Origin of the sequence: Mycobacterium sp. shizuoka-1 (assembly GCF_002723835.1) — a bacterium.
Lineage (GTDB): Bacteria > Actinomycetota > Actinomycetes > Mycobacteriales > Mycobacteriaceae > Mycobacterium.
This window is the reverse complement of the sequence record NZ_BEWG01000057.1, coordinates 125,752-144,121: the sequence shown is the minus strand read 5'-3', so window position 1 is coordinate 144,121 and position 18,370 is coordinate 125,752. Positions and strand designations below refer to the sequence as shown.

General features: G+C 68.4%; 16 protein-coding genes. 4 read left to right on the top strand and 12 right to left on the bottom strand.

Translation table 11 applies throughout. From position 1 onward, the window contains the following. Positions 1–10: 10 nt before the first annotated feature. The 4 genes from MSZK_RS17485 to MSZK_RS17470 are packed head-to-tail and all read right to left on the bottom strand — an operon-like array spanning position 11 to position 4,201. Positions 11–784: a 3-oxoacyl-ACP reductase gene (locus tag MSZK_RS17485; protein WP_099249948.1), complete on the bottom strand. Its 774-nt coding sequence runs from the start codon at positions 782–784 to the stop codon at positions 11–13. Further along, positions 785–2,146 (bottom strand): aldehyde dehydrogenase, encoded by a 1,362-nt coding sequence (locus MSZK_RS17480; protein WP_099249947.1) that lies wholly within the window; start codon positions 2,144–2,146, stop codon positions 785–787. Further along, positions 2,143–2,874, bottom strand: a complete 732-nt coding sequence (locus tag MSZK_RS17475; protein ID WP_099249946.1) for a gamma-glutamyl-gamma-aminobutyrate hydrolase family protein — start codon at positions 2,872–2,874, stop codon at positions 2,143–2,145. The genes MSZK_RS17480 and MSZK_RS17475 overlap by 4 nt, the downstream gene beginning before the upstream one ends. 4 nt (positions 2,875–2,878) lie before the next feature. Further along, a complete protein-coding gene (locus MSZK_RS17470) occupies positions 2,879–4,201 on the bottom strand; it encodes a glutamine synthetase family protein (protein WP_099249996.1) in 1,323 nt (440 codons plus the stop codon). A gap of 278 nt (positions 4,202–4,479) precedes the next feature. On the opposite strand from MSZK_RS17470, the gene MSZK_RS17465 reads away from it, so the two are divergent. The 3 genes from MSZK_RS17465 to ngg all read left to right on the top strand — a co-directional run bounded on the left by MSZK_RS17465 (position 4,480) and on the right by ngg (position 9,828). Next, positions 4,480–6,051, top strand: coding sequence for an amino acid permease (locus MSZK_RS17465; RefSeq protein WP_099249945.1), 1,572 nt, complete (start codon positions 4,480–4,482; stop codon positions 6,049–6,051). A 172-nt stretch (positions 6,052–6,223) separates the two neighbouring features. Next, positions 6,224–8,032 (top strand): N-acetylglutaminylglutamine amidotransferase, encoded by a 1,809-nt coding sequence (locus MSZK_RS17460; protein WP_099249944.1) that lies wholly within the window; start codon positions 6,224–6,226, stop codon positions 8,030–8,032. Further along, positions 8,029–9,828, top strand: coding sequence for an N-acetylglutaminylglutamine synthetase (gene ngg, locus MSZK_RS17455; RefSeq protein WP_099249943.1), 1,800 nt, complete (start codon positions 8,029–8,031; stop codon positions 9,826–9,828). Before MSZK_RS17460 ends, ngg begins: the two co-directional genes overlap by 4 nt. Before the next feature lie 3 nt (positions 9,829–9,831). Here ngg and MSZK_RS17450 read toward each other — a convergent pair whose 3' ends face one another. The 5 genes from MSZK_RS17450 to MSZK_RS17430 all read right to left on the bottom strand — a co-directional run bounded on the left by MSZK_RS17450 (position 9,832) and on the right by MSZK_RS17430 (position 14,089). Next, positions 9,832–10,395, bottom strand: coding sequence for an alpha/beta fold hydrolase (locus MSZK_RS17450; protein WP_099249942.1), 564 nt, complete (start codon positions 10,393–10,395; stop codon positions 9,832–9,834). Positions 10,396–10,459: 64 nt separating this feature from the next. Next, complete coding sequence (locus MSZK_RS17445) at positions 10,460–11,131, bottom strand: hypothetical protein (protein ID WP_099249941.1); 672 nt, start codon at positions 11,129–11,131, stop codon at positions 10,460–10,462. A gap of 10 nt (positions 11,132–11,141) precedes the next feature. Beyond that, entirely contained in the window at positions 11,142–12,647 is a 1,506-nt protein-coding gene (locus tag MSZK_RS17440; protein ID WP_099249940.1) for a cobyric acid synthase, read from the bottom strand. Next, positions 12,644–13,504 carry a type I methionyl aminopeptidase gene (gene map, locus MSZK_RS17435; protein ID WP_099249939.1) on the bottom strand — a complete coding sequence of 287 codons (861 nt, stop codon included), beginning with the start codon at positions 13,502–13,504 and terminating at the stop codon, positions 12,644–12,646. The genes MSZK_RS17440 and map overlap by 4 nt, the downstream gene beginning before the upstream one ends. A 9-nt stretch (positions 13,505–13,513) precedes the next feature. Next, the gene (locus tag MSZK_RS17430) at positions 13,514–14,089 is read right to left on the bottom strand and encodes a DUF1707 domain-containing protein (RefSeq protein ID WP_099249938.1); all 576 of its coding nucleotides are present in this window, start codon (positions 14,087–14,089) and stop codon (positions 13,514–13,516) included. A gap of 69 nt (positions 14,090–14,158) precedes the next feature. On the opposite strand from MSZK_RS17430, the gene MSZK_RS17425 reads away from it, so the two are divergent. Further along, complete coding sequence (locus MSZK_RS17425) at positions 14,159–14,548, top strand: ubiquinol-cytochrome c reductase iron-sulfur subunit (RefSeq protein ID WP_099249937.1); 390 nt, start codon at positions 14,159–14,161, stop codon at positions 14,546–14,548. 63 nt (positions 14,549–14,611) lie between these two features. On the opposite strand, the gene MSZK_RS17420 is transcribed toward MSZK_RS17425, so the two are convergent. The 3 genes from MSZK_RS17420 to MSZK_RS17410 form a co-directional block, all read right to left on the bottom strand. Further along, a complete protein-coding gene (locus tag MSZK_RS17420; RefSeq protein ID WP_099249936.1) occupies positions 14,612–15,550 on the bottom strand; it encodes a nitronate monooxygenase family protein in 939 nt (312 codons plus the stop codon). 50 nt (positions 15,551–15,600) lie between these two features. After that, a complete protein-coding gene (locus MSZK_RS17415; protein WP_099249935.1) occupies positions 15,601–16,464 on the bottom strand; it encodes a cyclopropane mycolic acid synthase family methyltransferase in 864 nt (287 codons plus the stop codon). A gap of 234 nt (positions 16,465–16,698) precedes the next feature. Continuing rightward, the coding region (locus MSZK_RS17410; protein ID WP_099249934.1) for a penicillin-binding transpeptidase domain-containing protein at positions 16,699–18,370 on the bottom strand (1,672 nt) is incomplete at its 5' end.

Here is an 18,370-nt window from a genome sequence, read left to right as displayed (position 1 = left end):
TCACCCGTCCTTACAGCGGGGTCACGTAGTGGCCGGTGATGCCGCCGTCGACCAGGAAGCTCGACCCGGTGATGAACGACGCGTCGTCACTGGCCAGGAACGCCACCGCGGCGGCCAGCTCCTCCGGCTCGGCGAAACGGCCCATCGGCACGTGCACCAGTCGGCGCGCTGCGCGCTCCGGGTCCTTGGCGAACAGCTCCCGCAGCAGCGGGGTGTTCACCGGACCGGGGCACAGCGCGTTGACCCGAATTCCCTGCCGCGCGTACTGAATTCCGAGCTCGCGCGACATGGCCAGCACGCCGCCCTTGGAGGCGGTGTAGGAGATCTGTGAGGTCGCCGAGCCGTTGACCGCGACGAACGACGCGGTGTTGATGATCGATCCGCGCTGCGCGGGCACCATGTGCCGCAGCGCGGCCTTGCAGCAGAAGAACACCGACTTCAGGTTCACGTCCTGCACCCGGTCCCACGCGTCGATACCGGTGCTCTCGATCAGGTCGTCGTCGGGCGGGCTGATGCCGGCGTTGTTGAACGCGATGTCGACCCCGCCGTGCAATTCGAATGCGGTGTCGAACAATCGATCCACCGCGACCTGGTCGGCGACGTCGACCTGGACGAAGGTCACGTTGAGGTCGTTGGCCACCGACTGTCCGGTGGTCTCGTCGAGATCGCCGATGACGACGATCGCACCTTCGTCCCGCATCCGCTTGACGGTCGCCAGCCCGATGCCGCTGGCGCCACCGGTGACGACGGCGACCTTGTCCTTGAGTCGCTGTGACAGATTCATCTAGCTCTCCTCTACTGCGAAAAAGACGTTCTTTGTTTCGGTGAAGTGCAGGGGCGCATCGGGACCGAGCTCACGGCCAAGCCCGGATTGCTTGAACCCGCCGAACGGGGTGTTGTACCGCACCGACGAATGGGAGTTGACGCTCAGGTTGCCGGCCTCCACCGCTCGGGAGACCCGGACCGCCCGCGACAGGTTGTCGGTCCAGATCGAGCCGGACAGACCGTATTCGGTGTCGTTGGCCAGGGCGATCGCGTCGGCCTCGTCTTCGAACGGCAGCACCGTGACGACCGGTCCGAAGATCTCCTCGGTGACCGTGCGGTCGGTGCGCGCCGGGGTGAGCACCGTGGGCGGGAACCAGAATCCGGGTCCACTCGGCGCCGAGCCGCGGAAGGCCACCGGCGCGTCGTCGGGCACGTAGGCGGCCACCGACTCGAAATGCTTGCGCGACACCAGCGGACCCATCTCGGTCTCCCTGGCGGCGGGATCGCCGACGACCAGGCCCTTGACGGCCGGTTCGAGCATCTCCATGAACTTGTCGAACACGCTGCGCTGCACCAGGATCCGGCTACGGGCACAGCAGTCCTGGCCGGCGTTGTCGAAGACCCCGTAGGGCGCAGTGGCCGCGGCCTTCTCTAGATCGCAGTCGGCGAACACGATATTGGCGCTCTTGCCGCCCAATTCGAGGGTCACCCGCTTGATCTGGTTGGCCGCACCGGCCATCACCTTGGTGCCGACCTCGGTGGAGCCGGTGAACACGATCTTGCGGACATCCGGGTGGGTGATGAACCGCTCCCCGACCACCGACCCGCGCCCGGGCAACACCTGGAACAGGTCGGCGGGCAATCCGGCTTCCACCGCGAGCTCGCCGAGCCGCATGGAGGTCAGCGGAGTCCACTCGGCGGGCTTGAGCACCACCGCGTTGCCGGCCGCCAGCGCGGGCGCGAAACCCCATACCGCGATCGGCATCGGGAAGTTCCACGGGGTGATGACCCCGATCACCCCCATCGGCTCGTTGAACGTCACGTCCAGCCCGCCGGCCACCGGAATCTGCTTGCCCGACAACCGCTCCGGTGTGGCCGAGTAGAACTGGAGCACGTCCCGCACATGACCGGCCTCCCATTCGGCGGCGCCGACGGGATGCCCCGAGTTGGCCACCTCCAGGGCGGCCAGCTCAGCGACATGGGCGTCGACCACCGCGGCGAACGCCCGCAGTGCGGCCGCTCGCTCGGCGGGAGCCTTTGCCGCCCATGCCTTCTGCGCAACCTTGGCGCGCGCGACGGCGTCGTCGACACCGGCGGCGTCGGTCAGCTCGACCGTCCGCAGCGGCTGCTCTGTGGCCGGATTGACCAGTTCGGTTATCAACTTCCTACTCTCTCTGTCGTATACACCCGCGCGGCCTCGACCAGGCCGGCGAAGACTCGAAGATCGTCCAACGTCTCCTCGGGATGCCACTGCACGGCCAGCACGAAGTCGTCGCCGGGAACCTCGACGCCCTCGATCACGCCTTCGCCGTCCAGCGCGCTGACCATCAGGCCGTCACCGAGCCGGTCGATGGCCTGATGGTGATAGCACTGCGCGGTCGTGCTCTCCCCCACCAGCCCGGCCAGCCTGCTGCCCGCCACCGTCTGGATCGTCGAGGTGGTGAACACTGCGTTGCCCTGCTGGTGGCGGGTGTGGCCGACGAGGTCGGGCAGGTGCTGATGCAGGGTGCCGCCCAGCGCCACGTTGAGCACCTGCGCGCCGCGGCAGATCCCGAGCAGCGGCAGATGCCGTCGCATGGCCGCGGCCACCAGGGCGAATTCCCAGGCGTCGCGGTCGCTGTCGGGCTGGTCGGTGTTCGGGTGTGCGTCGTGGCCGTAGGCCGCGGGGTCGACATCCCGGCCGCCGGTGATGATCAGCCCGTCGATCCCGTCGAGCACCCGGCCGGCGATCTCGGCGTCCACCGGCTGCGGCGGCAGCAGCATGGCGATGCCGCCTGCCAGGGTGACACCTTGCAGATAGATGCCCGGCAGGAAGCTGGCGTGCACGTCCCAGATTCCGCTGCGGGCCTGCTGCAGATAGGTCGTCAGCCCGATGACGGGGCGGTCCATCCGGCTAGAGCCGTTCAAAGCCGCGCACCCTTTCCCAGTCGGTGACCGCGGAATTGAATGCGGCCAGCTCGATGCGCGCGTTGTTGAGGTAGTGCTCGACGACCTCGTCGCCGAATGCCTCACGGGCAATCGTGGAGCCTTCGAACAGCGCGGCGGCCTCGGCCAACGTGGTCGGTAGCCGCTGCGCGCCGCTGGTGTACGCGTTTCCGGCGTAGGCGTCGGGCAGCTCCAGCCCGTTGTCGATGCCGTACAGACCGCCGGCGATCAGCGCGGCCACCGCCAGGTACTGGTTGACGTCGCCGCCGGGCGCCCGGCATTCCATCCGCATGGAATGGCCGTGGCCGACGACGCGCAGCGCGCAGGTCCGGTTGTCCAGCCCCCAGGCGATCGCCGTCGGCGCGAAGCTGCCCTCGACGAAACGCTTGTAGGAGTTGATGTTCGGCGCATAGAACAGGGTCAGCTCACGCAGTGTGGCCAGCTGGCCGGCGATGAAGCTGCGGAACATCGGCGACATCCCCAGCGGCTCGTCGGCATCAGCGAAGACCGGAGAACCGTCGGTGCCGCGCAGCGAGATGTGGATGTGACAGCTGTTGCCTTCGCGCTCATCGTATTTCGCCATGAACGTCAGACTCTTACCGTGCTGGTCGGCGATCTCTTTGGCGCCGTTCTTGTAGATGGTGTGGTTGTCGCAGGTGACCAGGGCGCTGTCGTAGCGGAACGCGATCTCCTGCTGGCCGAAGTTGCACTCGCCCTTGACCCCTTCGCAGTACATCCCGGCGCCGTCCATGCCGAGGCGGATGTCGCGCAGCAGCGGCTCCATCCGGGTGGAGGCGTGGATCGCGTAGTCGACGTTGTAGTCGGTGGCCTTGGACAGCCCCCGGTACCCGGCCGCCCAGGCCGCCCGGTAGGTGTCGTCGAACACCATGAACTCCAGTTCGGTGCCGACGAACGCCTCCAGGCCGCGCTGGGCCAATCGGTCCAGCTGGGTGCGCAGGATGCTGCGCGGGGCCGGGTTCACCGGGCCGCCATCGACCCAGGACAGGTCGGCCATCACCAGCGCGGTCCCCGGCAGCCACGGCAGCACGCGCAGCGTGGAGAAGTCCGGGGTCATCACCATGTCGCCGTAGCCGGACTCCCAGCTCGACATCGCATATCCGTCGACGGTGTTCATGTCCACGTCGACGGCCAGCAGGTAGTTGCAACACTCCGAGCCGTGCGCGGCCACCTCCTCGACGAACAGCCGCGCCGCGACCCGCTTGCCGGTCAGCCGGCCCTGCATGTCGGTGAAGGCGACGATCACCGTGTCGATCTCACCGGCGGCCACCATCGCTTCCAGCTCGGCCTGCACCAACAGACCGGGCCGGCGCCGGCCCACACCTCCAGACGTCACGGGTGTCCCTCTCGATAGCGGCGGTTCGCAGATGATTCGACGGAAAGTCAACCATTGGACATCGCCGCCGCGGCGATGTCGTCCTCCAGATTTACATAAACGTCACTCCAAAGGTAGGACACCAGACCAATAGCGGCCTATTGTCCCTAACCAGAGAGCGCCGGTCGACGCCTCTCCGCCATCGATGCCCAGAACGGATCAGAAGGAGAAGAGCCGTGCCAGAGGGTCACGAAATACTCGACGAGGACGAACGGCACCTTGCCAGCCTCGGCTATACCCAGGAGCTGCACCGGTCCTGGTCCGGGTTCTCCAACTTCGCCATCTCGTTCTCGATCATCTCCATCCTGGCCGGCTGCTTCACGTCGTTCGGCCTGGGCTGGAACAACGGCGGCCCGGCGGCCATCGCCTGGGGTTGGCCGATTCTGTCGGTGTTCATCCTGATGATCGGGCTGTGCATGTCCGAAATGGTGTCGGCGTTCCCGACATCGGGCGGGATCTATTGGTGGGCAGCCAAACTCGGTGGACCCAAGGCCGGGTTCTACACCGGATGGCTGAACCTGGTCGGGCTGATCGCCATCCTGGCCTCGGTGGCCTACGGGTCGGCGACGTTCCTGGACCTGACGCTGGGCACGTTCAGCGAGAGCTGGCTGGCCGGCTACAGCCTGACGCGGACGTTCATCATGTTCCTGGTCATCCTGGTGATCGTCGCGACCATCAACATCTTCTCCAGCCACCTGCTGGCCGTGATCAACAACATCTCGGTGTGGTGGCACGTCTTCGGTGCCGCGGCGGTCATCGTGATCCTGTGGGCGCTGCCCGCACAGCACGCCAGCTTGTCCACGGTGTTCACCACCACGGTCAACAACACCGGCTTCTTCGGCGGGTCCACCTCAGGGTTTGGGTTCCTGCTGTTCGTGCTGCCGATGTCGGCAATCCTGACGCAGTACACGATCACCGGCTACGACGCGTCGGCTCACCTGTCCGAGGAGACCAAGAGCGCCGCCGACGGCGCCGCCAAGGGCATCTGGCGGTCGATCTTCTACTCGGCGATCGGCGGCTGGATCCTGCTGCTGACCTTCCTGTTCGCCGTGCAGGACGTCGACGGCGTCACCGCCGGTGGCGGCGCGGTGGCCACGATCTTCAGCCAGGCGCTGGACTCCAAGTGGGCCGGTGCGGTGTTGCTGATCTCGACGGCGGGCCAGCTGTTCTGCACCACCGCCTGCCAGACCAGCGCCTCGCGCATGCTGTTCGCGTTCAGCCGTGACCGGGCGGTGCCGGGTCACCAGCTGTGGTCGAAGGTCAACGCCGGCAAAGTTCCGGCCAATGCCGTGATGATCACCGCCGCGATCGCGGCAGTACTGACGCTGCCCGCGCTGGTCGAGGTGGACATCAACGGCGCTCCGGTCCCGATCGCATTCTTCGCGGTGGTGTCGATCGGCGTGGTGGGTCTGTACCTGTGCTTCGCGGTGCCGATCTACTTCCGCTGGAAGGCCGGTGACTCGTTCCCGCTGGGGCGGTGGAACCTGCGGGGGCACCACAAGTGGATGGCTCCCCTGGCGTTGGCCGAGATCATCATCACCTCGATCATCGCGATGTTCCCCACCTCGATCGGCGGCGCACCGTGGGATGCCAGCTTCGAGTGGAAGTTCGTCAACTACACGCCGTTGGTCGTCGGCGGTGTACTGATCCTGCTGTGGATCTACTGGCACGCATCGGTGAAGAACTGGTTCACCGGCCCGATCAAGCAGGTCGACGTGACCGGTGAAGAGCTGGAGGGGGTTTCCTGACTCGCTGAAGGAGACCACACCCCAGGCCCGTCGTGAGGCGGGCCCCGCGCCCCTCGTGCCCCTGGCCGAGGGGCGCGGTTTATGTGAGGGACGTCTCGGCCCGGTTGAAATCCGCGCCGCCCGGGTAAATAGGAGGGCCGAGTCAGCGAGCAGACGGGATGGGTCGGGATCGATGTGTGGAGCGGCGGGTGAAGTCCGTCTCGACAATCAGGCCCCCGATGTGGCCGCGGTGGCGGCCATGGCCGAGACGATGGAGCCGCGCGGGCCGGACGGCGCGGGCGTGTGGTCCCAGGGCCGGGTGGCGCTCGGCCATCGCCGGCTGAAGATCATCGATCTGTCCGAGGCCGGTGCCCAGCCGATGGTGGACGCCGACCTCGGCCTGACGATCTGCTGGAACGGCTGCATCTACAACTACGAGGCCCTGCGCGACGAACTCGCCGGCCACGGATACCGGTTCTTCTCCCACAGCGACACCGAGGTGTTACTCAAGGCCTACCACCACTGGGGCGACCGATTCGTCGAGCGGTTGCACGGGATGTTCGCCTTCGCCATCACCGAGCGCGACAGTGGCCGGGTGGTCTTGGGCCGTGATCGTCTGGGCATCAAGCCGCTCTACATCTCGGAGGACTCCCGCCGCCTGCGCTTCGCATCGTCGCTGCCGGCGCTGCTGGCCGGGGGCGGCGTCGACACCCACATCGACCCGATCGCGTTGCACCACTACCTCAGCTTCCATTCGGTGGTGCCCGCCCCGCGCACCATCCTGTGCGGCGTGCGCAAGCTGCCTCCCGGCACCCTGCTGGTGGTCGAACCCGACGGTCGACGTCGTGAAATCACCTATTGGGAACCGGATTTCACTCGCCGCGACGACCACGCCGGGTGGAGCGAACGGGACTGGGAGGACGCGGTCCTCGATGCCCTGCGCACGGCCGTCAAGCGGCGCCTGGTCGCGGATGTCCCGGTCGGCTGTCTGCTCTCCGGCGGGGTGGATTCCAGCCTGATCGTCGGGCTGCTGGCCGAGGCGGGCCAGGCCGGGCTCTCGACGTTCTCGATCGGCTTCGAGTCGGTCGGCGGCGTCAAGGGCGACGAGTTCGTCTACTCCGACATCGTGGCCAAGCGCTTCGGCACCGACCACCACCAGATCCGCATCGACACCGCCCGGATGCTGCCCGCTCTCGAAGGTGCGATCGGCGCGATGAGCGAGCCGATGGTCTCCCACGACTGTGTGGCGTTCTACCTGCTCAGCCAGGAGGTCGCCAAGCATGTCAAGGTGGTGCAGTCCGGGCAGGGCGCCGACGAGGTGTTCGCCGGCTACCACTGGTATCTGCCGATGAACGAGCCCGACGCCGCCAGCGTCGACGGGTCGGTCGCCCGCTACCGGGCGGCGTTCTTCGACCGCGATCACGACGGCGTGGCGGCCCTGCTGGCCGACGAGCGCCTGGCCGGCTCCGACGATCCCAGCCTGGCATTCGTCGCCGAGCACTTCGCCCGCGCCGGCGCCCAGAGCGGCGTGGACCGCGCGCTGCGCCTGGACACCACGGTGATGCTGGTCGACGATCCGGTGAAACGGGTCGACAACATGACGATGGCCTGGGGCCTGGAAGGCCGGGTGCCGTTCCTCGACCACGAGCTCGTCGAGCTGGCGGCCACCTGCCCGCCGGGATACAAGACCGCACACGGCGGCAAGGGAGTTCTGAAAGAGGCTGCCCGCCGGGTGATCCCGGCCGAGGTGATCGACCGGCCGAAGGGGTACTTTCCGGTGCCCGCCCTGACCCACCTGGAAGGGCCCTACCTGGACATGGTCCGCGACGCGCTGTACGCACCGCAGGCCAAGGAGCGCGGCCTGTTCCGCCCCGAGGCCGTCGAACGGCTGCTCGCCGATCCCAACGGCCGGCTGACCCCGCTGCGCGGCAACGAGCTGTGGCAGATCGGCCTGCTCGAATTGTGGCTGCAGCAGCACGGCATCACCGGGCCGGCCGCATGAGCACCCAGCGAGTAGCCGGAGGCGGATCGCGCATCGGCACCGCCACCGAGGCCATCACCCTCGGCCTGCACGACGCGTCGCCGCCGCATCTGGTCGAAGAGATGTCCGACGATGTCGTCCTCGAACTCGGTTGGGGCAGGCTCATTTTCGGGCAGACTTTCGAAGACCCCGACAAGCTGGCCGCCGTCCTGGCACACGAGGCCAAGGGCCGCAGGGACATCTGCATCTACGCCAGGGAATCGCACGTGCTGGTGGCCAAATCGCCGGCCGAGCTGTTCATCGACCCCAGCCACACCTACCGGTGGCGGCTACCCGACGACGACCCCGAGCCGCCTGGTCCGATCGGGTTCTCGGTGCGGCCGCTGCGGGATGCCGCCGAAGCCGACGAGATGAACCGGGTCTACCTGCGCTGCGGCATGGTGGCCGCCCCCACCGAGGTGATCTGGAACAACCACCTGCACTGCGATGCGGTGGAGTATCTGGTCGCGGTGCGCGACGACGACGGGTCGGTGATCGGCACGGTCACCGGGGTGGATCACAAGCGGCTGTTCAACGACCCCGAGGACGGTGCGAGCCTGTGGACGCTGGCGGTCGACCCGACCACCAGCCTGCCCGGGGTCGGGGCCTCGCTCACCCGTGCGCTGGCCGCGATCTTCCAGAGCCGGCAGCGCGCCTACCTGGACCTGTCGGTGGCCTACGACAACGAGGCCGCGATCGCGCTGTACGAGAAACTGGGTTTCCAGCGGGTGCCGGTGCTCGCGGTCAAACGCAAGAACGCGATCAACGAACCGCTGTTCACCCCGGCGTCGGAAACCGTCGACGATCTGAACCCCTATGCGCGGATCATCGCCGACGAGGCCATGCGGCGTGGCATCCGGGTCGAGGTGCTCGACGCCGAGACCGGCGAGATGCGGCTGTCGCACGGCGGCCGCAGCGTGGTGACGCGGGAGTCGTTGAGCGAATACACCTCCGCGGTGGCGATGAGCCGCTGCGACGACAAGCGGCTGACCCGGCGCATCGTGTCGGAGGCCGGCATCGTGGTGCCCCGGGGCCGGCTGGCCACCTTCGACGCCGAGGACCACGCGTTCCTGGCCGAAGTGGGCGATGTCGTGGTCAAACCGACGCGCGGCGAGCAGGGCAAGGGCATCACCGTCGGGGTCGACGGACCCGGCGCGCTGGATGCCGCGCTGGCCCGAGCCCGCGAGCAGCACCCCGAGGTGCTGATCGAGCAGCGTGCACCCGGCGACGATCTGCGGCTGGTGGTCATCGACGGCAAGGTCGTCGCGGCGGCGCTGCGCAAACCCGCCGAGGTGGTGGGCACCGGCAAGCACACCGTCCGGGAGCTGATCGAGACCCAGAGCCGGCGGCGGGCGGCCGCCACCGGAGGCGAGTCCCGGATCCCGGTCGACGAGGTCACCGAGGCGACGGTGGCCGAGGCGGGCCGGTCGTTCGACGACGTGCTCGACGAGGGCGAGCGACTGCGGGTGCGCCGCACCGCCAACCTGCATCAGGGCGGGACCATCCATGACGTGACCGCCGTCGTGCATCCCGAGCTGTGCCGGGTCGCGGTGGCGGCTGCGGCGGCGATCGGCATCCCGGTCACCGGCATCGACCTTCTGGTGCCCGACGTGACCCGCGACGAGTACGTGTTCGTCGAAGCCAACGAGCGCCCTGGCCTGGCCAATCACGAGCCTCAGCCGACCGCACAGGCTTTCGTCGATTTCCTGTTTCCCGGTCAGCCGGGCCTGCCGCAGGCCTGGACACCCGCGCAGCCGCCGGGCGCGCCGAGTAGTTGAGCGCTACCAGGTGCTGGTGCGCAGCACGATCTCGGCGGCCAACTGGGCGGTGGACTCGGCGGCGTTGCGCCGTCCGGTGAATTCCACGATCCGGTAGTCGCTGTACACGTACCGCTGGCTGGCTCTGGCCGCTGCCCTGGCGGCCGGGGTGCTGACCAACGCGGTGGTGTTGATCTCCACCGGCGGGCAGTCCTCGTCGCGGACCACGCCGTTCTGGTCGGGTACTCGGGGGTGGCCACGGTCGACCACCACCAGACCGGTGAACCGGTCCAGCCGAGTGGCGGCCAATTCCCAGGCCAGCTCCGCACCGGCGCGATCCCCGACCAGGATCCCCCAGCGGACGTCGAGCGCGTCGAGGATGCCCAGCACGGCCTTGGGATGCAGGCGCGGGTCGGCACCGATCACCACCGTCCGCACGGACGCCGTGTGCAGGCGCTGACAGACCCCGTCGTAGGCGGCCGGTGCATGCTGGGCGGCACCCAGCACGACGACGTAGGGGCCCTTCTCCGGGCCGGTCACGCTGACCGGAACGGGGAACCCATCGACAGTCACCATCGTCGAAGGCATTTCGCCACGTTACTGCGAAAGTGGCTTGCGGCGGGCAGTTTCGGCAGGGTCTCTCAACTCCTACTCAAATATTCCGATGAATCTTGGCAGCCTGCTTGGCAACGACGTCCAGAAATGTCTGTGGCAGTGTCGCTTTGGCCCCGATGCTGGGATCGGGCGTGGGAAAAGCGATTCCGAACATCCCGTACCTGCCGACGTTCTGGAACGCCATGTAGACACTACTAGGTGAACCCGTCAGCTGCATTGTTTGCTGATATGCCAGAACATCATCCCCCAAAGGGGGTAGCTCGGTGGTGGTGATGGGGATGCCCTTGCTGCGTCGGTCGAAAAATGCTTCGAATTCCGCACAGCGGCCCGCCGCCGCCTTGAGCTTGTCCAGGTCCAGCGGCCAGGACAGCACGGTCATCACGATGCGCGCACCGTTATAGGTGGCCGCGTATTTCGCGGCGCTGCCCGGGCCGCGCTCGGCGGAGTCGGCGATGACGTTGGTCATGGCGTTGGCGCAGCCCTCCGGGCGCGACAGCATCGACGGCGGGCTGCCCGAGTTGTCGGGCTGGCCAGGGTGTTCGACGATGCGGTCGTACTGCACGCCGGGCGGGAAGTCCGCCGGGGTCAGGGTGGCCCGTTCCAACGTGGCCCCCGGCCACGTGGCCGTTCCCGCGACCGTCGACCCGCAACCTGCGACCAGGACGACGGCGCCCACCACCGCGCAGACGCGCACCCTAAAACCCGACATGGGTTTCAGGCTACCGATTCAGTCGCGTGCTGACCGTGGGGCGCACCAGCGTCTCGCTGCTGCACAGCGACAACACCGCGTCGAGGTCGACGTGGGCGACCAGCAGATCGGCCATGACGTCGAGTTGGGCGTCCCGGCGGGCCGAGACCGCGGTGTCGGTGGCCACCTGGAATCCGGTCCGCCCGGCCGCCGCGGCGGCTGCGGTGAGCCAGTCGCGACGGAATTCGTCGTTGTCCAGCAACCCGTGCCAGTGGGTGCCGTACACCGCACCGCGGGCGTAGCCCTGCACGGTACCGTCGGCGCTGAACCAGCCGTCTTCGGCGCAGCGGGTGATGCGGCCGTGGTGGATTTCGTAGCCGCTCAACGGACTCGGCCAGCGGCGCAGCACCTTTTCGGGTGCAAAGTCGATGTCGGCGTCGAACAGCCCCAGGCCGTCGACGTCGCCGGCGCGGGTCTCGACCGTGTCGCCGATGCGACGGCACAGCATCTGAAAGCCGCCGCAGATGCCGAGCACGGGACGCCCGGCGGCGGCGTGGGCGGCGATCGCCTCGGCCAGCCCGCGCTCGCGCAGCCAGCCCAGGTCGGCCACGGTGGCCTTGCTGCCCGGGAGCACCACGATGTCGGCATCGGCCAGCTCGGCCGGCTCGCTCACCCAGCGCACCAGGACCCCGGGCTCGCACGCCAGTGCCTCCAGGTCGGTGGAGTTCGAGATCCGCGGCAGCCGGACCGCCGCGACCCGCAGCCAGTGCTGACCGCGCGGGGCTGCCGGCACCCCGATCACCTGGCCCGCGACCACCGACACCGAGTCCTCGGTGTCGAGCCACAACTCGTCGCAGTACGGCACGATGCCGTAGGTGGGCCGCCCGGTGAGTTCGGCCAGCTGGTCCAGGCCGGGCGCGAGCAGCGCCGGATCGCCGCGGAACTTGTTGACGATGAACCCGGCGATCAGGGCCTGGTCGTCCGGCGACAGCACGGCGACGGTACCGAACAGGTGCGCTAGCAGCCCGCCGCGGTCGATGTCGCCGACGATCACCACCGGCAGGTTCGCCGCGCGCGCCAACCCCATGTTCGCCAGATCGGTTGCGCGCAGATTGATCTCGGCGGGCGATCCGGCGCCTTCGCACACCACGACATCGAATTCGGTGCGCAGCGAGGCCAATTCGTCGGCCACCACACCGGCCAGCCGGTCGCGGTGTTCGATGTAGTCGGCGGCGCCCACCGTGCCGACCGGATGACCCTTGACCACCAGTTGTGAGGTGCGGTCGCTGCCGGGTTTGAGCAGCACGGGGTTGAACCGGGTGCTCGGTTGCAGGCCGGCGGCCCGCGCCTGCATGCCCTGGGCCCGGCCGATCTCGCCGCCGTCGACGGTCACCACCGAGTTGTTGCTCATGTTCTGCGCTTTGAACGGCGCGACGCGAATCCCCTTGCGCGCCAGCAGCCGGCACAATCCGGCGACGACCATCGACTTGCCGGCATCCGACGTGGTGCCGGCGATCAGCAGCGCGCCGCCGGTCACGGCGCCAGGGTGAGTATCTCCGCGCCGTCCTCGGTGACGACCAGCGTGTGCTCGAACTGCGCAGTCCACTTGCGGTCCTTGGTGGCGACCGTCCAGCCGTCGTCCCAGATCTCGTAGTCCAGCGACCCGAGATTGATCATCGGCTCGATGGTGAACGTCATTCCCGGTTCCAGCACGGTCTCGACGCTGGGCTGGTCGTAGTGCAGCACCACCAGTCCGTTGTGGAACGTGGTCCCGATGCCGTGCCCGGTGAAATCACGAACCACGTTGTAACCGAATCGGTTTGCGTAGGCTTCGATCACGCGCCCGACCACCGACAGCGCCCGGCCGGGTTTGACGGCCTTGATGGCCCGCATGGTGGCCTCGTGAGTACGTTCCACCAGCAGGCGATGCTCTTCACTGACGTCGCCGGCCAGGAACGTGGCGTTGGTGTCACCGTGCACACCGTGGATGTAGGCCGTCACGTCGATGTTGACGATGTCGCCGTCGGCCACCACGGTCGAGTCCGGGATGCCATGGCAGATGATCTCGTTCAGCGATGTGCAGCACGACTTCGGAAAGCCCTTGTAGTGCAAGGTCGACGGGTAGGCGCCGTGATCGATCATGTAGTCGTGGGCGATCCGGTCGAGTGCGTCGGTGGTCACTCCGGGCGCGACGGCCTTGCCGGCCTCGGCCAGCGCGCCGGCGGCGATGCGTCCGGCGATGCGCATCTTCTCGATGACCTCGGGGGTCTGGACCCACGGCTCGCTGCCTTCGGCGACGGTCGATTTACCGACGTATTCGGGACGCTCGATCGCCTTGGGGACCGGCAGGGTCGGGGAAACCACGCCGGGGCGGAGTTCGGTGCGGACGGGCATGGGGCCAGCCTAGTGGCGACGCAGCAGCGGACGCTTGGGGCCGCGGACGGTGACCGAGCCCATGACGACCCGCCCGGTGAGCACGACGTGCGGGGTGCCTTCGGCCGGGGCGTCCCGGCGGCGGTCACGGGCGCTGCCGGCGTAGACGGTGACATCGTCGATCGAGGCGCTCGCCCCGTCCGGCAGTCGGAGATCCACCGAGCCCCGGACCATGTCGAGTTCGATGACGACGACCGGTCCGGCGAAGCGGGCGTTGGTGAGGTCGAGATCGACCGAGCCCATCCGGCGCACCAGCGCCAGTCGGGTCGGCACCATCCACTCGCCGTGCCGTTTCAGCGAGCCCATCCAGCCGCGCAGTTCGACCCGGTCGGCGGCCGAGGTGACGATGGCGCCTGGCCCGGGCAGGTCGTCGACCAGGACCTCGAGATCGGTCTGCATCCGCGCTGCGGACACCTGTGCCGAGCGCTCCTCGAATTCGCCGATGTCGATCAAGCCCAGCGCGACGGCGTTGTGCAGCCGCCGCAGCGTCCCGTTGCGGTCGGCGTCGGACACCCGCAGCGCAGGGGTCGGGTCGATTCCGGTCATAGCCCTTCCACGGTACCTGTTCGCCCAGGCCAACCGCCCATCTCAGCGGCCCTCGACTAGCCTGGGCCGATGTTCGCCCTGCCGCGCCGAACCGTGCTGATCACCGCCGCCGTCGCACCGGTGGCCGCCTGCAACACCAACACCGGTGAGCTGACCGCGCCGCCGACCAGCCAGGCGCGCGGTCAGGTACTGGCCGCGGTCGCCGACATCCCGGTGGGCTCGGGCAAGGTCGTCGGCGACACCGTCGTCACCCAGCCCAGCGCGGGCGTGTTCGAGGGGTTCGTCGCCCGGTGCACCCACGCCGGCTGCAAGCTGCCCTCGGTCACCGACGGCACGCTGGACTGCCCATGCCACGGCAGCCGGTTCGGCCTGGACGGTCAGGTCCTCCGTGGGCCTGCCGTCGCTCCGCTGACGCCGGTCGCGGTGAAGGTGCAGGGCGGCGAGATCGTCGCCGGCTGACCTCGGTGTGCCTCTTGTCGGCGCTGGGGTCGCTGGGTGACTGCGGGCGCCGCGGCGAGCTGATCAGGCGGGATCGGGAGCCAGTGAGCCGAGCCGGGCGACTCCGGCGGTCAACGCCTGCTGGGCCCCGGTCCAGGTGTCGCGGATGATGTCGGCAACCGGCAGGACCTCGACGATGCGCGAGGACACCTGGCCGGTGTTGGCGACGCTGGCCTCCAGATCGCCGGCGAAGTAGAGCTCGGTCACCCCGCTGATCAGCGGGGCGCTCGCACCCTCGGTGGACACCCGGCTCGCCAGGCCGGTGTGCAGCACCCGCATCGTCGGATTGCCGGGAAGGTCGAGCAGGATCGTGCCGGCGTCGTCGGCGGCGAGGATCGCGTCCTTGAAGTTGGCGTGCACGGCGGCCTCGCGGCTGGCCAGCATGCGAGTGCCCATCTGGACGCCCTCGGCGCCGAGCACCACCGCCGCGGCCGCCGAGCGGGCGTCGCAGATCCCGCCCGCGGCGATCAGCGGCAGGTCGACGTGGTCGGCGATCAGCGGAAGCAACACCATGGTGGAGGCGCCCAGCGCCGATTTGAAGCCACCGCCCTCGACACCTTCGACCACCACGGCATCCACCCCGGCGTCGACCGCTTTACGGGCCCCGGCCAACGACCCCACCACGTGCAGCACGGTCATGCCCGCGTCGTGCAGCCGCGCGGTGAACAGGCCGGGGTCGCCGGCGGAGGTGAATACGTGGCGCACGCCGGCCTCGGCCAGCACCTCGACGATCGACGGGTCGCGCTTCCAGCCCTGGATCATCAGGTTGGCGCCCACCGGCCGGTCCGTCAGCTCGCGCACCCGCACCAGGTCGGCGCGCCCCTCGGGAGTGAGGGTCTCGATCACCCCCAGCCCGCCGGCCTCGGACACCGCCGCAGCGAGCGGTGCCCGCGCGATGTAGGTCATCGGGGCCTGGACGACGGGGTAGGTGACGCCCAGCAGACTCTGGATCCGGTTGGCCACGCGCTATCTAAGCACACCCATGGGAGCGCCTGTGCCGCTTCGGAATTGGACTATTTCACCAAGGTGAACTGGCCCACGTCGATCAAGCCGCTGCGGAACATGGCCGGACAGCCGACCAGGTACCGCATGTAGCGGTCGTAGACCTCCTCGGACTGGATGGCGATCGCTTCGTCCTTGTGAGCCGCCAGAGACACCGACCAGTGGTCGAGCGTCGTCGGGTAGTGCGACTGCAGTGACTGGAACCGCTTCACGGTGAAACCGGGCTTGACCGCGTGCGCCTGGACCATCCGCACCGACGGCAGCCGGCCGCCCGGGAAGATCTCGGTGATCATGAACTTGCAGAACCGGGCCATGTCGAAGGTCAGCGGTATGCCCAGGGCCAGCACGTGGTCGGGGTGCAGACCGAGGATGGTGTGCAGCAGCATGACGCCGTCGTCGGGCATCGACCGGTGGGCGAACGCGAAGAAGTCGTCGTAGCGGTCGAAACCGAAATGCTCGAAGGCACCGATGGACACGATCCGGTCGACCGGCTCGTCGAACTGCTCCCAGCCGCGCAGTTCCACCCGCTTCGAGCGCGGACTGTCCGACTCGGCGAGCAGCCGCTCGACATGCGCGTGCTGGTTCTCGCTGAGCGTCAGCCCGATCACATTGACGTCGTAGCGCTCCAGCGCGCGGATCAACGTCGAGCCCCAACCGCAGCCGACGTCCAGCAGTGTCATGCCCGGCTGCAGGCCCAACTTGCCCAGCGCGAGGTCGATCTTGGCGATCTGGGCCTCTTCCAACGTCATGTCGTCGCGCTCGAAATAGGCGCAGCTGTAGGTCTGGGTCGGGTCAAGGAACAGGCGGAAGAAGTCATCGGACAGGTCGTAGTGGGCTTGGACATCGTCGAAGTGGGGGGTCAACTGTTCGGGCATCGCGATGAGCGCCTTCCTGGACGACCGGCAGCACTCACGTATGGCCCCCGACCATGAGCTACCCGATTGTCGTCCGCCTACCGAAGGTAGCCGACTTCTGGTGCAATCCGATACCCGCTCGAGCTCCGCAAGTCGCCGCAGAGCCACCAGATCGTCGGCGGCAGGCACCGCCCGCGGCGGCAACGCCAGCCGCTCAAGAACCGAAGTGGTTGCGCCACTTCGGGATTGGGCGCGTCAGGCCAGAAAGTCCGGGGGCAGCTCGTTGAACATCATCTTGACCATCCGCACGGCGTACTCCGAACTGCCACCGCCGACGATCAAAGCCGCGAAGGCCATGTCACCGCGATAGCCGGCAAACCAGGCGTGCGAGCCGCCTTCGAATTCGGCCTCCCCGGTCTTGCCGCGGACGTCACCGGCGTCGCTGATGTCCTTGGCGGTGCCGTTGGTGACCACCATCCGCATCATCGGCCGCAGCCCGTCGAGCATGGCCGGCGTGATCGGCGGATGGTCGCCGGTCTCGGCGGTCTGGCTGCCCACGATCAGGTGCGGGTTCGGGGTCTTGCCCGCCGCGACGGTCGCGGCGACCAGCGCCATGCCGAACGGGGTGACCAGAACCTTGCCCTGCCCGAAGCCGTCCTCGGTGCGTTCGGCCAGGTTCACCGTCGGGGGCACCGTTCCGGTGACGGTGGTCAGCCCGTCGATGGTGTAGTCCGGGCCGATGCCGTACTGGGATGCTGCCACGGTCAACGCGGTCGGCGGCATCCGGCTGGCCAGCTCGGCGAACGTGGTGTTGCACGAGTTCGCGAACGCCTTGGCCATCGGAACGGTGCCGAGGTCGAACTTGTTGTAGTTCGGGATGGTCCGGTGGCCGATGTCGATCTCTCCGGGACAGCCCAGCAGGGTGTTGGGAGTGGCCATGTTGCGGTCGATGGCCGCCCCGGCGGTGATGATCTTGAACGTCGAGCCCGGCGGGTAGAGGCCGGTGGTGGCCGCTGGGCCGTCCACATCGGCCGCCGCGTTCTGCGCCACCGCGAGGATCTCCCCGGTCGAGGGCTTGATGACCACCATCATGGCTTTGCGGCCCTGGGTGTCGACCGCGTGCTGGGCGGCGTTCTGCACCGAACGATCCAGCGTGATCGAGATCGACGGCGCCGGGGTGGGTGGCACCTCCTGCAGCACGTCGACGTCGGCGCCGTTCTGGTTCACGCTGACCACCCGCCAGCCGGCCTCGCCGTCGAGCTCGTCGATCACCGCTTTCTTGACCTGGCTGATGACGGCCGGGGCGAAGCGGTCGTCGGTCGGCAGCAGGTCGGCCTGCGGGGTGACGACGACGCCGGGCAGGTTGTCCAGCACCTGGCCGACCTTGTCGTGATCGGAGGGCCGCAGCGTGACGAGATCCAGCGCGGCGCTCGACGAGCTGGCCTGCTCGGCCAGCCGCTGCGGATCCAGGGTGTTGTCGAACTGCCGCAGCTGGTCGGCCACCACCCGCGAGGTCGCCATCAACGCACTGCCGGCTTTGGCCGCGTCGAGCTGGTAGCGGTAGAGGTTGCCGGGCGCCAGCACGTCGGTGCCGCCCAGTTCGTTGACCGAGGCGCGCCGCGGCGGATCGGCGCGCAGCGAAAAGTGTTGATGCTCACCGAGTTTGGGGTGAAGGCCGGCGGCCGTCCAGCGGACCCGCCAGGTGCCCTCGTCCCGGATCATCTGCAGCACGCCGTCGTAGGTCCAGGTCCGTTTCTTGGGCAGCTGCCAGGTGAAGCGGTAGTTCACGCTGCCGGTGTCCTCGGTGTAGCGCGAGCCGAGGATCTGGGCGTCGAGATGGGTGGCCTGCAGGCCGGCCCACGCCTCGTTGAGGGCGGACTGGGCGTCGGCGGGCCGGTCGGAGAGCTGCGCGGCGGCGGCGGTGTCC

Coding starts and splice junctions, on each gene's coding strand:
- MSZK_RS17475 (WP_099249946.1), bottom strand. CDS start 2,874: ATGGACCGCCCCGTCATCGGGCTGACGACCTATCTGCAGCAGGCCCGC.
- MSZK_RS17425 (WP_099249937.1), top strand. CDS start 14,159: ATGTTCGCCCTGCCGCGCCGAACCGTGCTGATCACCGCCGCCGTCGCA.
- MSZK_RS17445 (WP_099249941.1), bottom strand. CDS start 11,131: ATGTCGGGTTTTAGGGTGCGCGTCTGCGCGGTGGTGGGCGCCGTCGTC.
- MSZK_RS17470 (WP_099249996.1), bottom strand. CDS start 4,201: ATGGTGGCCGCCGGTGAGATCGACACGGTGATCGTCGCCTTCACCGAC.
- MSZK_RS17415 (WP_099249935.1), bottom strand. CDS start 16,464: ATGCCCGAACAGTTGACCCCCCACTTCGACGATGTCCAAGCCCACTAC.
- map (WP_099249939.1), bottom strand. CDS start 13,504: ATGCCCGTCCGCACCGAACTCCGCCCCGGCGTGGTTTCCCCGACCCTG.
- MSZK_RS17430 (WP_099249938.1), bottom strand. CDS start 14,089: ATGACCGGAATCGACCCGACCCCTGCGCTGCGGGTGTCCGACGCCGAC.
- MSZK_RS17460 (WP_099249944.1), top strand. CDS start 6,224: ATGTGTGGAGCGGCGGGTGAAGTCCGTCTCGACAATCAGGCCCCCGAT.
- MSZK_RS17450 (WP_099249942.1), bottom strand. CDS start 10,395: ATGCCTTCGACGATGGTGACTGTCGATGGGTTCCCCGTTCCGGTCAGC.
- MSZK_RS17485 (WP_099249948.1), bottom strand. CDS start 784: ATGAATCTGTCACAGCGACTCAAGGACAAGGTCGCCGTCGTCACCGGT.
- ngg (WP_099249943.1), top strand. CDS start 8,029: ATGAGCACCCAGCGAGTAGCCGGAGGCGGATCGCGCATCGGCACCGCC.